We start from the raw sequence: 15,580 nt of genomic DNA, 5'->3' as shown, positions 1-15,580 counted from the left end.
CGGCTCGTCGCCAGCACCGTCACCCCCGGACACCGCGCCAGCAACACCTCCACCAGCTCCGCCGCCGCCCCCACCACATGCTCACAGTTGTCGAGGACGAGCAGGATCGTGCGGCGAGCGCAGTGGTCGACGAGGGTGGTGAGGGGGTCGCGGGCGGGGCCGCCACGCCAGAGGTGGGTCTCGCGGGCGCCGAGGGCGGTGAGGACGGCGGCGGGGACGTCGGACGGGTCGCGTACGGCGGCGAGTTCGGCGAGCCAGGTCTCGGGGCGGGTGGCGGCGGCCGCCAGGGCGAGGCGGGTCTTGCCCACGCCGCCGGGGCCGGTCAGCGTGACGAGCCGGCCCGTTTCCAAGGCGCCTTCGAGTTCCCGCAGTTCGGCGGTCCGGCCGAGGAACGAGGTCAGCGGTGCGGGCAGCGTCCGCCGCAGGGGCGCGGACGGCTCCTCGCCGGCCAGCAACTCGTCGTACAGCTGCCTGAGTTCGGGCCCGGGGTCGGTGCCGAGGCGGTCGGCGAGGGCGCGGCGGGTGGTCTCGTAGGCGGCGAGGGCCTCGGCCGGGCGGCCGGCGGCGCGCAGGGCGCGGAGGTGGAGGGCGCGGAGGGGTTCGTCGAGGGGGTGCTCGGCGGTGAGGGCGGCGAGTGGACCGAGGGTGTCCTCGGCGCGGCCGAGGGCGAGGTCGGCGGCGAGCCGGTCGCGGCGGGCGCGGGTGCGGCGTTGTCCGGCCCGTACGGCGAGCGGGTCGTCGTGGTGCCCGGGCAGGTCCGCGAGGGCGGCGCCGCGCCACAGGCCCAGGGCCTCGTCGAGCAGCGACGCGGCTCGCTCGGGCCGGCCGGCGTCCAGCTCGCGTCGCCCGTCGTCGGCGAGCTCCTCGAAGCGGAAGAGGTCGATCTCGGTGGGCGCGGCGGCCAGCCGGTACCCACCGGGCACGGACGCGACGGCCTCGCGCCCGAGGGCCCGGCGCAGCCGGCCCACCAGCGCCTGAAGTGCGGCCACCCGGTCCCGGTCCCGGCCGCGATCCCCATCCCCGTCCCCGTACGGGTCCCGGGCCGCGGCGGTGTCCTCGGCCCACACCTGGGCGATCAGGGCGTCCGTACCGGCCGCGCGGCCGCCCGCCGCGGCGAGCGCCGTGAACAGGGCCCTCAGCCGGGCGCCGGTCAGTACGGCTTCCGTGCCGTCGGCGCGGCGGGCCTGGGCGGGTCCGAGGATGCGGTAGGGCGGATGCACCGGCCCATTCTGCCGAATCCGCCCAGGTGGCCGTGTCGCCGCCATGGCGTGCGGGGTGTGCGGGTTCGACAATAAGGAAGATGACCGATGACGAGCGGAACACGCGCGGCGGCGAGATCGGGCCGACCGAGCGCCTCGCCATGAACCGCACCGGCAGCTTCGACTGGGATCTCGACACCGGCACCATCGACGTCGACGACGCGGGCCTGCTGGTCTTCGGGCTCGCCCCGGCCGAGTTCGACGGACGGCCGGCGACGCTCGTACGCGATCTGGACCCCGAGGAGCGGACCCGGCTCGAAGAGGTGATCCGGGAGGCGATCACCGGTGGCAGCTCCTCCTACACGGCGCACGTCCGGCTCGAACGGGCCGACGGTTCCCCCCAATGGACGCATGTGCAGGCCCGGATCCTGCGCCGGGGCGGCGGCATGGCGCACCGGATCGTGGGGATCGTGCGGGACGCGACGACCGAGGTGACGCACTCGGAGTTCGTGCTCGACCTGGAGAAGCGCCGTGAGGTGCAGACCACGATCGTGGAGCGGACGACGCACGCGCTGTCGCGGGCGGTGACCGTGGACGACGTGACGGCGGCGCTGACCGGCCCCGGGGGTCTGGCGCGGCTCGGTGCCGAGGGCCTGGCGCTCGGTCTGGTGGAGAACGGTTCGCTCAACATCATCGCGCTGAGCGGCGAGTCCCTGGAGGTCTTCGACGACTTCCGCAGCCGCCGTCTGGACCGGGGGCTGCCGCTGGCCGAGACGGTGCTGAGCGGGCGGCCGCGTTTCGTGTCCTCGTTTCCGACGCTGGGCCAGGACTTCCCCGAGCTCGCCCCGTACGTGGGCCGGATGCCGTTCCGGTCCGCCTGTTATCTGCCGCTGGTGGCGCAGGCCCGCTCGCTGGGCGGGATGGCGCTCTTCTACCGGCGGCGCAGCTCCTTCAACGCCGACGAGCGCAATCTGCTGCTCGGCCTGGCGGCGATCGTGGCGCAGTCGTTGCAGCGGGCGATCCTCTTCGACGAGGAGCGGGAGCTGGCGACCGGGCTGCAGGCCACGATGCTGCCGCGGCGGATCCCGGAGATCACCGGTGGCGAGATCGCGGTGCGCTATCACGCGGCGTGGAGCGGGCGGCAGGTCGGCGGGGACTGGTACGACGTGATCCCGCTGCCGCGCGGGCGGGTCGGGGTGGTCGTGGGGGACGTGCAGGGCCACGACACGCACGCGGCGGCGATCATGGGCCAGCTGCGGATCGCGCTCCGGGCGTACGCGGGTGAGGGCCACGCCCCGTCGACGGTGCTCGCGCGGGCCTCCCGCTTTCTCGCGGAGCTCGACACCAACCGCTTCGCGACCTGCACCTACGCCCAGGTCGACCTGACCGGCGGCACGGTGCGTGTGGTGCGGGCGGGGCATCTGGGGCCGCTGATCCGGCACACGGACGGGCGGGTGGGCCGGCCGAAGCTGCGGGGTGGTCTTCCGCTGGGCCTGGCGACGGTCTTCGGGGACGAGGAGTTCCCGGAGACGCGGCTCGACCTGGTCCCGGGCGAGACGCTGGTGCTGTTCACGGACGGGCTGGTCGAGCAGCCGGGCACGGACATCGAGTCGGGGCTCGACGCGCTCACCGAGGCGGTGAGCAGCGGCCCGCCGCAGGCGGAGGCGCTCGCGGACCACCTGTCGGAGCGGCTGTGGGAACGGTGGGGTTCGGGCGACGACGTGGCGCTCCTCGTGCTGCGGCGCAGCCCCGACCCCGGCACCCCACGGGCGCCGCGCATCCACCAGTACATCCACCAGGCCGATCCGCAGGGCCTGTCGGACGCGCGGGCGGCGGTGGGGCAGGCGCTGGTGGACTGGGGCATGCCCGAACTCGCCGACGACGCCGAGCTGTTGACGGGCGAGCTGCTGGTCAACGTCCTGCTGCACACCGAGGGCGGTGCGGTGCTGACCCTGGAGGTGCTGCCGGAGCCGGTGCGGCGGGTGCGCCTCTCGGTGCAGGACCGTTCGAGCGCGTGGCCACGGCGGCGCACCCCGGGCGAGGCGGCGACCTCGGGGCGGGGGCTGCTGCTGATGGACGCGATCGCCTCGCGGTGGGGCGTGGAGCCGCGCGGCGAGGGCAAGGCGGTGTGGTGCGAGATCGGACCGCCGGCGGCGCAGACCTCACCCGTGGGGACGTCCACGGCGGCGGACGGTTCGCCGACGACACGGGGCGGGCTGAACGGGCGCGACGGTACGGGCTCCGGGCGCACGGGCCCGGAGGAGTGAGCGAAGGGCGGTACGGCCGATGGACCCGGTGGCGGCGCTGGAGCGGATCGCCTTCCTGCTGGAACGCTCGCAGGCGCCCGCGTACCGGGCCCGCGCGTTCCGTACCGCCTCGGCGGCGGTGACGGCGCTGGGCGCGGAGGAGGTGGCGCGGAGGGCGACGGCGGGCACGCTGGAGTCGGTGAAGGGCATCGGCCCGAAGACGGCCGCGGTGGTGCGGGAGGCGCTGGCCGGGCGGGTGCCGGAGTACCTGGAACGCCTGGAGAAGGAGATCCCGGTGCCCGAGGCGCGCGGCGGCGAGACGCTGCGGGCGGCGCTGCGCGGCGACTGCCATGTCCACTCGGACTGGTCGGACGGCGGCAGCACCATCGAGGACATGGGGCGTGCGGCGGCCCGGCTCGGCCACGAGTGGGTGGTCCTGACGGACCATTCGCCGACCCTGAAGGTGGCGCGCGGCCTGTCCCCCGACCGGCTGCGGGAGCAGCTGGACGTGGTGGCGCGGCTCAACGAGGAGTGGGCGCCGTTCCGGATGCTCACGGGGATCGAGTGCGACATCCTGCCGGACGGTTCGCTGGACCAGGAGCCCGAACTCCTCGACCGGCTGGACGTGGTGGTCGGTTCGGTGCACTCGAAGCTGCGGATGGACGCGGGGGCGATGACCCGTCGCATGGAGCGGGCGGTGCGCAATCCGCTGATGGACGTCCTCGGTCACTGCACCGGGCGGCTGGTGAGCGGCGGGCGGCTGCGGCCGGAGTCCGAGTTCGACGCCGAGCGGGTGTTCGCGGCCTGTGCCGAGGCGGGCACGGCGGTGGAGATCAACAGCCGCCCGGAGCGGCTGGACCCGCCGCTCCGGCTGCTGCGGCTCGCCGTGGAGGCGGGCGTGTACTTCGCGGTGGACACGGACGCGCACGCCCCGGGTCAGCTGGAGTGGCAGATCCACGGCTGTGCGCGGGCCGAGGAGTGCGGGGTGCCCGCGGAGCGGGTCGTCAACACCTGGTCGGCGGACGAACTGACCCGATGGACGCGGGGCGAGCGGAGCGAGAGCCGCTGAGGGCCGCCCGGGGCCCCGTGGGCGCTCCCGGCGCCGCCCCCTCGCAGGAGCGGGTCAGGCGCGCTGCCAGACCGTGGTGGCGTTGCAGAACTCCCGGATGCCGTGGCCCGAGAGCTCGCGCCCGTACCCCGAACGCTTCACTCCGCCGAAGGGCAGGGCGGGGTGGGAGGCGGTCATGCCGTTGACGAAGACGCCGCCCGCCTCCAGGTCCCGTACGAAGAGGGCGATGTCCTCCTCCTTGCGGGTCCACACGTTCGAACTGAGGCCGAACGGCGAGTCGTTGGCGACGGCGACGGCCTCCTCGATGTCGGCGACCGGGTAGAGGGTGGCGACGGGGCCGAAGGTCTCCTCGCGGTGGACGCGCATGTCGGGCGTGATGCCGGTCAGGACGGTGGGCCGGTAGAACCAGCCGCGTGGCAGCCCGTCGGGGCGGCTCCCGCCGCACAGGACCGTGGCCCCGGCGGCCACGGCGTCGTCGACGAGGGCCTCCAGGTCGGCGCGGCCCTGTTCGGTGGCGAGCGGGCCGACGTCGGTGTCGTCGTCGAGGGGGTCGCCGACGGTGAGGGAGTTCATGGCGGCGGTGAAGCGCTCGGCGAAGTCGTCGTAGACGTCCCGGTGGACGATGAACCGCTTGGCGGCGATGCAGGACTGCCCGTTGTTCTGCACGCGCGCGGTGACGGCGGTCTTCACCGCGCGGGGCAGGTCGGCGGAGGGCATGACGATGTACGGGTCGCTGCCGCCGAGCTCCAGGACGGTCTTCTTGACCTCGTCGCCGGCGATCGCGGCGACGGAACGCCCGGCCGGTTCGCTGCCGGTGAGGGTCGCGGCGGCGACGCGGGGGTCTCGCAGGATGCCCTCGACGGCGCCGGAGCCGATCAGCAGGGTCTGGAAGCAGCCCTCGGGGAAGCCGGCGCGGCGGAACAGGTCGCCGAGGTAGAGGGCGGTCTGGGGCACGTTGGAGGCGTGCTTGAGGAGCCCGGTGTTGCCGGCCATGAGCGCGGGCGCGGCGAAGCGGATCACCTGCCAGAGCGGGAAGTTCCAGGGCATGACGGCGAGGATCGGGCCGAGCGGACGGTAGTGGACGCGGGCGAGGTCGGCGCCGGAGTCCAGGACGTCGTGCTCGGAGGGGTGCTCGTCGGCGAGCAGCGCCTCGGCGTGGTCGGCGTACCAGCGCATCGCCTTGGCGCACTTGGCGGCCTCGGCGCGGGCGGCGACGATCGGCTTGCCCATCTCGGTCGTCACGGTCCGCGCGATGTCCTCGGCGTCCTCGTCGAGCAGCGACGCGGCGGCCCGCATGAGCCGGGCGCGCTCGGCGAAGGGGGTGGTGCGGTGGTGACGGTACGCCTCGTGGGCGGCCTCGATCCGCCGCTCGACCTCGGCGGGGCCGTGAGCCTCGTAGGTACGCAGTGTCTCACCGGTCGCCGGGTTCACGGTGGCGATGCCCATGTCGTCTCCTCCTGGCCTCCACCCCCACGGGCAACCTTTCCCGACGGGGCCACGGGCGCAATCGGGAGGGGTGCGGTGGGGTGACGGGGGCGGGGTGAGGGGGACGGGGGGAGGTGGCGGCGGGGGGAGGGGCGGAGGCGGGGGGGGACGCGGGAGCTCGACCCGGTCCCTGGTCAGCCGCCCGTCACCCAGCGCAGGGCGCCCGCCAGGTGGGAGCGGAAGGCGGGGTCGGCGTAGGACTCCGTCGCGTGTCCGAGGGCGGTGAAGAGGACGCGGCCCCGGTCGGGGGTGGCGTCGCGGCACCAGACCAGGGGGTGGTCGGCTCCCATGGTGCCGCCTCGGTAGCGGGTCTCGTCGGCACGGGCGAGGACGCGAACGCCGGTGGCCCGGGGGTCGGACGTGAAGTTGTACCACTCGTCCGTCCAGTCCCAGCGGCCCGGCAGCCCGGCCGTCGCCGGGTGGTCGTGGGCGTCGACGTGGACCGTGCCCGGCTGGATCTCGGGGTGGCCGTCGAAGCGGGTGCCGAGGAGTTCGCCGTAGAAGGCCCAGTCGGGCTCGGCGTTGGCCGCCGCGTGCACGGCGAGGAGGCCGCCGCCGCCCCGTACGTACGCCTCGAAGGCGGCGCGGCCGGCATCCGTGAGCACGGTCCCGGTGGTCGAGACGAGGACGACGGCGGCGCAGCGGGCGAGGCGGTCCGCGGTGAAGGCTCCGGGATCCTCGGTGGTCTCGGCGGACAGCCCGGCGTCGGCGGCGAGTTCGGTGAGGGCGGCGGCCGCGGCGGGGATCGAGTCGTGGCGGTAGCCGGCGGTGCGGGTGTAGACGAGGACGTCCTGCGGCCCGCCCGGCCTGCCCGGCCTGCCCGTCCTGCTCGTGGACACGTGGTGCGCTCCCTGTTCACCGATCCGTCCGGCCCCGGCGCCGGGCGTTCCCCGGGCGTCGAGCAAGCGCTTTCCTGGCGCCTTCGGGCTGACCGTAGCCAGCGAAAACCCCAGGCCGCAAGGCCCCGCCTTCGGGCAGACTGCGCCGATGGATCTTCTGCCACGACCGCGTCGCGCCCTCGCCCACGTCGCCGCCCTCGCCACGGGCGAGCCCCTGGACCCCACGCTGAGGGTGACGCTCAACTTCCATCCCACCTTTCTCGGCCGCCTCGCCGAAGACGGGGTCTACCGCTCGCAGTTCGTCACGGGCACGGGTAACGGCGGGCTCACCGCGCGTCCCGGCGGCGACCGGTGGCGTTGGGAGAGCCGGATCTTCGGGGGCGCGTACGACGACGCCCCGGCGGACGAACGGCCCGTGTACGGCGCGCTCGACCACCGCCGCCGTCCATACGGGGCCGCGCCGCGCTTCGGGTCCGCGCATCTGCGGCTGACCGGTGCCACGCTCGCCCGCACCACCTTCTGCTATCCGGACAGCGTCCTGGAGCCGGAGGACTTCGGCGTGGCGGAGCGGGCGGGCCTGGTGGCGCTCGCGCTCGCCGACACCGAGGCGGACGCGCTCGACGACTACGTCGAGGCGCAGGTGCACGGGCCGGTGGAGATCGCCCGGGACGTGGAGGCACTGGTCCTCGACCCCTCCTTCCGCGGTACGGAGGTGGAGGCCGCCGCCCGCGCGCTGCCCTGCCCGGTGGAGTGGCACGAGGGCTTCCGGCTCTCGGTCGCCGAGCTGCGGCGGCATCCGGAGTACCGGGGGCCGGAGTTCGTGGAGCTGGGCGCCGAGATAGCCGTGGACGGCCGGCTGGACCCCCGGATCGTGCAGGAGGCGGCCGAGTCCGGGCGCTACGACCGACAGCACGTCAAGCGGGTGTGGCACCTGCTGGCCCGCTTCGGCGCGCCGGCCACGGCCTGAGTGGCCTGGGCCGCCTGGGCCGCCTGGGCCGCCTGCGGCGCCCGAGCCAGCCGAGCCGCACGAGTCGCCCGAGCCGCACGAGCCACCCGAGCCGCCCGAGGCTCCTGAGCCGCCTGCGGTCCGGGCGCGGGAGACCCCCAGCCACCTGGGCAAGCGCCGGGGTCATTGCCGTATCGGATACACCGCCGTATCTTTTCGCGCACCCGGCGGCGCCTCCGCCGCCGGGTCCGCCGCGCCGCCCCGCCCCCGCGCGGCCGCCTCAGGAGCCGCCATGAGCACCCTGCCGCCCGCACTCGCCGCCGCCGTGGGTCCCCTCCCCGAGGGGGTCACCCTGCCCCTGCCGCCCCGTTTCGACTCCGTCGCGGAAGAGCGGCGATACCGCAAAGAGCAGCTGGCCGCGGGCTTCCGGATCTTCGGGCGGTTCGGCTTCTCCGAGGGCGTCGCCGGGCACATCACCGTGCGCGACCCGGAGGACCCGGACACCTTCTGGGTCAACCCGTTCGGGACGGCCTTCACCCAGATCAAGGCATCGGACCTGATACGGGTCGATCACGAGGGCCGGGTCCTGGACGGGCGGAGGCCGGTCAACCGGGCCGCGTTCGTCATCCACGCGCAGGTGCACGCCGCCCGGCCCGACGCGATCGCCGCCGCACACGCGCACTCGCTGCACGGCAAGGCCTTCTCCAGCCTCGGCGTCCCGCTCGATCCGATCACGCAGGACGCCTGCGCGTTCTTCGAGGACCACGGCATCTACGACGACTACCGGGGCGTCGTCAACGAGCTGGAGGAGGGCGCGCGGGTGGCGAAGGCGCTCGGCGCGTACAAGGCGGTGATCCTCAAGAACCACGGGCTGCTCACCGTCGGCCGGTCGGTCGCCGAGGCCGTCTGGTGGTTCGTGACGATGGAACGCTCCTGCCAGGCCCAGCTGCTGGCCATGGCGGCGGGGACGCCGCAGCTGATCGACCGGGACACGGCGCTGCTCACGCGCGGTCAGGTCGGCACACCGCTGGCGGGCTGGTTCCAGGCCCGGCCGCTGTGGGACCAGATCACGGCCTCGGACCCGGACCTCTTCGAGTGACCGGCCGCCCCGCCCTCCGCCCCCAGGCGCAGGCGTCACGGGCCCAGTCTGCCGGGCCCTCGGTCGCCCCGGCTCCCTCGGCCCCGCTCAGTCGGCCCGGCTCGGTCGGCCCTGCTCGGTCGGCCCCGCTCAGTCGGCCGGACGGGTGGCCGCCTCCAAGAGCGGCGCCAGAAAGTCTCGTTCGAGACTGCCCGGGGGCAGGGCGTCCGGTTCTACGTAGCTCTGCGCCAGGCCGCCCTCGCGCAGGGCGACGATCAGACGGGCGAACCGGTCCGCGTCGACGGTCAGTTCGCGGCCGGCGCGGCGCAGGACGAGCTCCAGGCCGCGGGCTATCTCGGCGCGCAGCCGGGCGTCGTGCCGGGCGAGCACCCAGGCGGCCTGCCGGTCGCGAATCGCGTGCAGGGTGAACTCGGTGCTCACCAGGTACCAGTCCCGCTCCTCCGGCTCGACGCGCGAGGCCAGCTCGGCGAGCCGCTCCAGGGTGTAGTCCTCGGGCGCGAGCGCGTCGATCGCCTCGGCGAGGCGGTGCACGATCCGCTCGCCGTGCTCGTCGAAGAGGGCGAGGAAGAGCTCCTCCTTGCTGGCGAAGTTCGAGTAGTACGCGCCGCGCGTGAATCCGGCGCGCTCGCAGATCTGCTCGATCGACGCGGCGTGGAACCCGTGCTCGGCGAAGACCTCCAGGGCCGCCTTCAGGAGGGCCGCGCGGGTACGGGGCCGACGCTTGGTGACACCTTTCGGCACGGGTGGTTCCTCCTTCGCGTCCGCCGCTCGCGGCGCGTTCCCGGGTGGGTCGGCGGCCCACGATACCGGCGGCCATCCCGGGCGCGGTCGGGCCATCGACGTTAGGATTCACGCATGGGAGAGCGGCCCCTCGCGCCCGCCGCGCCCGAGCTGGTGCTCGAGATCGACGGGGACGCGACCGTGATGAACCCGAGCCGCGTCTATCGCATCGGACGCGACCCCACCAGTGATTTCGTCCTGTCCGATCCCCGGGCGTCCTGGCACCACGCGGTGCTGCGGGCGGTGGGCGACCACTGGACCCTTGAGGACGAGGGCAGCACGAACGGGACCTTCGCCGACGACCGCCGGGTGGCCCTCGGCCCGGTCGGCCCCGGCACCGTGCTGCGTTTCGGCCACCCCTCGGAGGGGCCGATGGCGGTGCTGCTTCCGGCCCGCCCTCCGACCCCGTCCGCCCCACCCGGCCGTCCCGCGCCCCAGGAGCCCGTACGACCGGAGTCCGCGCCCCCCGCGCCCGTACGACCCGAGCCCGCGCCCCCCGCCCCCGTACGACCGGATGAGGCGCCCCCCGCGTCCGTACGACCCGAGCCCTCGCCCTCGCGGGCCGAGCCGCCCGTGACGCCGTCGTCGGCGGCGGCGGCACCGCCCCCGCGCCCGTCGTCCGTCGCGCACCCCGCCCGCACCGGGACCTTCCGGCAGCCGACGTCCGTGCGGCCGCTGCCCGTGCATGCCGTGCGGATCGGCCGCGCGCCCGACAACGACCTCGTCGTCGACGATCTCACCGTCTCGCGCCGCCACGCCGAGCTGCGGGCCCACCCCGACGGCACGTACTGGATCCACGACCTCGGCAGCCACAACGGCACCTTCCTCAACGGCCGCCCCGTCACCGAGGCGCGGGTGACCGGCGAGGACATCGTCGGCATCGGCCACTGCGCGTTCTGCCTGATCGGCGGGAACCTGGTCGAGTTCACCGACACCGGCGAGGTCTCCCTCGACGTGCAGGAACTGGCCGTCACCGTCGACCACGGGCGCAAGACCCTCCTCGACGGCGTGTCCTTCCCCGTGGGGCAGAAGTGCCTGCTCGCGGTCGTCGGTCCGTCCGGCGCCGGCAAGTCCACCCTGCTCGGTGCCCTCACCGGCCAGCGGCCCGCGGACAAGGGCACGGTCCTGTACGACGGCCGGGACCTCTACCGGGACTACGCGGAGCTGCGCCAGCGCATCGGGCTCGTCCCGCAGGACGACATCCTGCACCTCCAGCTCACCGTGCGCCGGGCCCTCGGCTACGCCGCCGAACTGCGCTTCCCCGAGGACACCGCGGTCGCCGAGCGGCACGCGCGCGTGGACGAGGTGATCGCGGAACTCGGCCTGGAGGAACGGGCCGGTCAGCCGATCCACAGCCTCTCGGGAGGACAGCGCAAGCGGGTCAGCGTGGCGCTCGAACTGCTCACCAAGCCGTCGCTGCTCTTCCTCGACGAGCCGACGTCCGGTCTCGACCCGGGCATGGACCGCTCGGTGATGCACATGCTGCGCGGGCTGGCCGACGACGGGCGCACGGTCATCGTCGTCACCCACAGCGTGCTCAGTCTCGACGTGTGCGACCGGCTTCTCGTCCTCGCGCCGGGCGGCCGGGTGGCGTACTACGGGCCGCCCGCCGACGCGCTGGGCTTCTTCGGCTTCGCACAGTGGCCGGAGGCCTTCGAGGCCTTCGAGAACGACCGCGACCGCGACTGGGCGGGCGGCTATCGGAACTCTCCCTTCCACCGCCGCTACATCGAGGAGGCGACCGTCCGGCCGAGCCCCGCCGCCCACCTGGGGGCGCCGCAGGAGGCGGCCCCACCGCCGCCGCCGAAGGCGCAGAGCTGGGGGTCCCAGCTCCGTACCCTCGTACGGCGGTACGCGGCGGCCCTCTCCGCCGACCGGACGTTCCTGGCCATCATGATCGCGTTGCCGTTCGTCATGGGCGCGATGGCCCGCGCCCTGTCCGAGGGCCGGCTGGGTCCCGAGTCGACGCTGAACGTGCTGCTGATCCTGTGCGTCGGCGGGGTGCTCACCGGGGCGGCGAACGCGGTGCGCGAGCTGGTCAAGGAGCGCACCATCTACCGCCGGGAGAGAGCCGTCGGCCTGTCGCGTTCGGCGTATCTGATGTCCAAGGTGGTGGTCCTCGGCCTGATCACGGTCGTGCAGTCGGTCGTGCTGACCCTGGTCGCGCTCATCGGCGTACCGCTGGGCGCGCCCGGCGGCAAGGGCGTGCTGATGCCGCCGCTGGTGGAGCTGACGCTCGCCGTCGCCCTGCTGGCCTTCACGGCCATGATGCTGGGCCTGTTCGTCTCCGCCCTGGTGCGCAAGGAGGAGGTGACGATGCCGCTGCTCGTCCTCCTCGCGATCGTCCAGGTCGTGTTCTGCGGCGCGCTGCTCAACGTGAGCGGTACGCCCGTCCTGGAACAGCTGGCCTGGCTGGTGCCGTCGCGGTGGGCGTTCGCGGCGATGGGCGCCACCGTCGACATCGGCGCGACCGTTCCGGGCGAGAAGACCGCCGATCCGCTGATGGACCACACGCTCGGCGCCTGGCTCTTCGACATGGGGATGCTGCTCGCGCTGTCGGTCGTGCTCGGGCTCGTCGTGGCCAGGCTGCTGCGGCGGCACGAGCCGGTCGTGATGCGCAAGTAGGAAGGCGGGGCCGAGCGGAGGGAGGAACCCGTGGCCATGGATGACGTGTCGGCGTACCTGCCGGACTTCCGGCCCACGCACGTCGTGCCGCGCGAGGGCCTGCCCGCGTGGGAGGCGCCGGATCCGGCGCTGCCGACGGAGCCGCTGGACCCCTTCCTTCCGGTGCAGCTGGTGGAGCGGGTCGGGGACTGGGGCCAGGTGCTGTGCTCCAACGGCTGGTCCGCCTGGGTCGACGCCCGGCTGCTCGTCTCCGTACCGACCGATCCGCCCGCCGCGGGCCGGCCGTCCGCCCGCACCGCCGACCCGCGTCCCCTGCTCGCCCGCGTGGAGGACGCCCTCGGCCGCTACCGGCGGGCCGCGGAGGAGCTGGCGGCGGGGCGGACCGACGGCGAGACGTTCCGGCGGCGCACCCGGGGCCTGCGGGTGGGGATGGTCGTCGACGGCGAGTCGCTGTGGCTGTACGACGCCGAGCACGAGCGGTGGGTGTACTGCGACGGCACGGGCCTGAGCACGTACGCGGCCTCCCTGCGCCCCTCCGCGGTGGCGGCGCCTTCGGGCGAGGTGCCGCACGAGCCCACGCAGGTGGTGTCCCGGCTGCCACAGGAGGAGGACGGCGCCGGCGCCGGGGAGACGCGGGTGGTGGAGTGGGGTTCGGGCGGTCCGCCGGGTGAGGGGCGATGAGCGGGTCGGGTGGGCCCGCGGAGGCGGGCCGGGGTCCCGTCCCGGGCCCGGACGCCGGTCTTCCGGCCGGGCGGGACTCGGGGCTGATCGGCAAGCGGATCGCCGGGTACCTGGTGGAGGACGAGGTCGGGCGGGGTGGCATGGCGGTCGTCTACCGGGCGCGTGACCTGCGGCTCGACCGGGTCGTGGCGCTGAAGCTGCTCGCCCCCGAGCTGGCCCGCAACGACACCTTCCGCCGGCGTTTCGCGCACGAGTCGCGGGTGGCGGCGGCCATCGACCACCCGCACATCGTGCCGGTCTTCGAGGCGGGCGAGACCGAGGGCGTGCTCTACATCGCGATGCGGTACGTGCCGGGGCAGGACCTAAGGGCGCTGCTGGACCGGGAGGGCGCCCTGGAACCGGTGGCGGCGGGTCGGATCGCGGTGCAGGTGGCGTCCGCGCTGGACGCGGCGCACGCGCACGACCTGGTGCACCGGGACGTGAAGCCCGGCAACATCCTGGTCGCGGAGGGCACCGACCGGGACCATCCGGAGCACGTGTACCTCACGGATTTCGGCCTGACGAAGAAGTCGCTGTCGCTGACCGGGTTCACGACGGTGGGGCAGTTCGTCGGGACCCTCGACTACGTGGCGCCGGAGCAGATCTCGGGCAAGCCGGTGGACGGCCGGTGCGACGTCTACAGCCTGGGGTGCGTGGTCTTCGAGACGCTGACCGGCGTGCCGCCGTTCCGCAGGGACGACGACATGGCGCTGCTGTGGGCGCATCAGTACGATCCGCCGCCCCCGCTGTCGAAGGAGCGCGCCGGACTGCCGGAGGCGGCGGACGCGGTGCTGGCCAAGGCGCTGGCGAAGGTGCCGGAGGAGCGCTACGGGACGTGCCTGGAGTTCGTCGCGGAGCTGCGGGCGGCCCTGGAGCGGGGCGTGCGGGGTGCGCGGGCGGCCGAGGCCCCGGGTGGCGTCAGCGGGCGGTGGCCCGAGGGCCCGCCGCCGGAACCGCCGTCGTGGGCGCGGCCGGTCTTCCGCGGGATGGCGTAGCCGAGGGAAGCGGGATGGCGTAGGCGAAGCCGATGGCGTAGGCGGAACGGCATGGCGGAGACGTGGGCGGGGACGGCGTGGGCGGGGACGGCGTGGGCGGGGACGGCGTGGGCGGGGACGGCGTGGGCCGGGACGGTGTCGGTGGCCTACTGGTCTCGGGGTGCGTCCGTCGCCGTCACCTCGCCGCGGCGGTGCACGCGAGTGGCGAGGAGGGCGCCGAGGAAGCCGGCCACCAGGCCCCAGAGGAGTCCGAGGCCGACGGTCTTCCAGATGTGGGGGCGCAGGAGCACCTCGGCGCCGAGCGCCTCCAGGTCGCCGATGCCGAGGATCGACAGGCCGAAGCGGGCCTCGACGAGGGTGAGGGGGGTGACGACGAGCAGGGTGACGGCGAGGGCGATGCCGAGGTGGAGGGCGTGCCGCCAGGGCGGGACGCGGGCGGGTGAGCGGGCGGCCATGACGAAGGCGGCGGCGAGGACGAGCACGGCGGCGATCGGGAGCAGCCACCAGGCGCGGCCGTCCTGGGCGGCGAGGGAGGAGAGGTCGACCGTGGACAGCTCCCTGCCGCCGTCACCGCCGCGCAGCACGGCGTCGAGGATCTGGGGCATGGGGAGGCCGAAGGGGCCTTCGGCCCTGCCCTCCCAGGAGCCGCCGATGCCGACGCCGAGGGCGAGCCAGCTGACGTTGGGCAGGCCGAGCAGCAGCACGGCGAGGGTTTCCGCGGCGTGCCCCTTGGTGGCGGCGACGACCAGGCCGATCACGAGGCCGACGGCCACGTACGCGAGGAGCAGGAGCAGCATCGCGGAGGCGGCGGGCCGGACGGCCTGGTGGTGGCGGACGAGGCGGGGCGGCAGCGGGGTGCGCCGGGAGACGAGCAGGGCGACGACGAGGACGCCCAGGATCCACAGCAGGCCGTAGAAGAGCGTGGGGCCGACGTCGGTGCTGAAGCCGACGCTGGGGTTCGCGGCGTCGAGGAGGTCTCTGAACAGGTCGCCGAGATCGCCGGTCTCCTCGGTGGTGCCGCCGCCGAGGGTGAGGGGGAAGTCGCGGCGGGCGAGGGCGCAGACGCCGCCGAGCGCGGCCAGCCAGAGCACGACGGTGGGCACGGCCAGGGTGAGCAGGTCTCCGGCGCGGGCGACGGCGTGGTGGCGCAGGGGGCGCAGGAACACGCTGCCGGTGACGAGTGCGCCCACCAGGGTGACGGTGAGCGGCATGGCGGTCAGTTCCGCCTGGGTGCCGGCGAGGGCTCCGGCGTCGCCGGAGAGCCCGATCCGGCCGCCCGTGGCCATGACGACGACGGCGGCGAGGACGGCGACGAAGGCCCCGGCACCGCCCGGCAGGTCGGTCGCGCCCGCGGCCCACAGGCCGAGGGCGGCGGTGGCGCCCATCGCGAGGAATCCGGCGACGACGGCGGCGAGGGCCGCCGCCAGATGGCGGGCGAGCCGGCCGGTGTCCTCGCCGGGGGCGGTCCGGCCGGGCTGGGTGGGGAGCCGCTTGCTCACCCTGCCCACGCTAGTACCGGCGGGTGCGGTCCGCTTGCGGGCCGCACCCGGTCGGGGCACACAATGGGCGCGGAACGG

12 protein-coding genes are annotated in these 15,580 nt (G+C 74.7%); 7 read left to right on the top strand and 5 right to left on the bottom strand.

The features are described 5' to 3' along the window. The coding region (locus ABTZ91_RS33075; RefSeq protein ID WP_407078084.1) for a BTAD domain-containing putative transcriptional regulator at positions 1-1,220 on the bottom strand (1,220 nt) is incomplete at its 3' end. Between the two features lie 80 nt (positions 1,221-1,300). Between ABTZ91_RS33075 and ABTZ91_RS33070 the strand changes: the two genes are divergently transcribed. Together ABTZ91_RS33070 and ABTZ91_RS33065 are read left to right on the top strand one after the other, a co-directional pair. Continuing rightward, a complete protein-coding gene (locus ABTZ91_RS33070) occupies positions 1,301-3,466 on the top strand; it encodes a SpoIIE family protein phosphatase (RefSeq protein ID WP_352080926.1) in 2,166 nt (721 codons plus the stop codon). 19 nt (positions 3,467-3,485) lie between these two features. Next, on the top strand, positions 3,486-4,514 hold the full coding sequence (locus ABTZ91_RS33065) for a PHP domain-containing protein (protein WP_352080925.1): 1,029 nt from the start codon (positions 3,486-3,488) through the stop codon (positions 4,512-4,514). Positions 4,515-4,568: 54 nt separating this feature from the next. Here the strand turns inward: ABTZ91_RS33065 and ABTZ91_RS33060 are convergent, their stop codons facing one another. After that, positions 4,569-6,137 carry an NADP-dependent succinic semialdehyde dehydrogenase gene (locus tag ABTZ91_RS33060; RefSeq protein ID WP_352080932.1) on the bottom strand — a complete coding sequence of 523 codons (1,569 nt, stop codon included), beginning with the start codon at positions 6,135-6,137 and terminating at the stop codon, positions 4,569-4,571. Beyond that, complete coding sequence (locus ABTZ91_RS33055; RefSeq protein WP_352080924.1) at positions 6,134-6,838, bottom strand: ThuA domain-containing protein; 705 nt, start codon at positions 6,836-6,838, stop codon at positions 6,134-6,136. The genes ABTZ91_RS33060 and ABTZ91_RS33055 overlap by 4 nt, the downstream gene beginning before the upstream one ends. A 148-nt stretch (positions 6,839-6,986) precedes the next feature. Between ABTZ91_RS33055 and ABTZ91_RS33050 the strand changes: the two genes are divergently transcribed. Together ABTZ91_RS33050 and ABTZ91_RS33045 are read left to right on the top strand one after the other, a co-directional pair. Beyond that, positions 6,987-7,805: a DUF3626 domain-containing protein gene (locus ABTZ91_RS33050; protein WP_352080923.1), complete on the top strand. Its 819-nt coding sequence runs from the start codon at positions 6,987-6,989 to the stop codon at positions 7,803-7,805. 271 nt (positions 7,806-8,076) lie between these two features. Next, entirely contained in the window at positions 8,077-8,883 is an 807-nt protein-coding gene (locus tag ABTZ91_RS33045; protein ID WP_352080922.1) for a class II aldolase/adducin family protein, read from the top strand. A 129-nt stretch (positions 8,884-9,012) separates the two neighbouring features. Here ABTZ91_RS33045 and ABTZ91_RS33040 read toward each other — a convergent pair whose 3' ends face one another. Next, the gene (locus tag ABTZ91_RS33040) at positions 9,013-9,624 is read right to left on the bottom strand and encodes a helix-turn-helix domain-containing protein (protein ID WP_352080921.1); all 612 of its coding nucleotides are present in this window, start codon (positions 9,622-9,624) and stop codon (positions 9,013-9,015) included. Between the two features lie 114 nt (positions 9,625-9,738). Here ABTZ91_RS33040 and ABTZ91_RS33035 point away from each other — a divergent pair, with 114 nt between their 5' ends. Genes ABTZ91_RS33035 through ABTZ91_RS33025 form a run of 3 tightly spaced genes read left to right on the top strand, consistent with a single transcriptional unit; the run spans position 9,739 to position 14,003 of the window. Further along, entirely contained in the window at positions 9,739-12,288 is a 2,550-nt protein-coding gene (locus tag ABTZ91_RS33035) for an FHA domain-containing protein (RefSeq protein WP_352080920.1), read from the top strand. A gap of 36 nt (positions 12,289-12,324) precedes the next feature. Next, positions 12,325-12,969, top strand: coding sequence for a hypothetical protein (locus ABTZ91_RS33030; protein ID WP_352080931.1), 645 nt, complete (start codon positions 12,325-12,327; stop codon positions 12,967-12,969). Continuing rightward, complete coding sequence (locus ABTZ91_RS33025; protein ID WP_352080919.1) at positions 12,966-14,003, top strand: serine/threonine-protein kinase; 1,038 nt, start codon at positions 12,966-12,968, stop codon at positions 14,001-14,003. Before ABTZ91_RS33030 ends, ABTZ91_RS33025 begins: the two co-directional genes overlap by 4 nt. A 146-nt stretch (positions 14,004-14,149) precedes the next feature. On the opposite strand, the gene ABTZ91_RS33020 is transcribed toward ABTZ91_RS33025, so the two are convergent. Further along, entirely contained in the window at positions 14,150-15,511 is a 1,362-nt protein-coding gene (locus ABTZ91_RS33020; protein WP_407078083.1) for a streptophobe family protein, read from the bottom strand. Between the last annotated feature and the right edge of the window lie 69 nt (positions 15,512-15,580).

Origin of the sequence: Streptomyces sp. NPDC126499, from assembly GCF_040302485.1 — a bacterium.
In the GTDB taxonomy this organism is placed as follows: Bacteria; Actinomycetota; Actinomycetes; order Streptomycetales; family Streptomycetaceae; genus Streptomyces.
The sequence above is the reverse complement of the archived record's forward strand: the minus strand, read 5'-3'. Positions and strand labels throughout refer to the sequence as shown.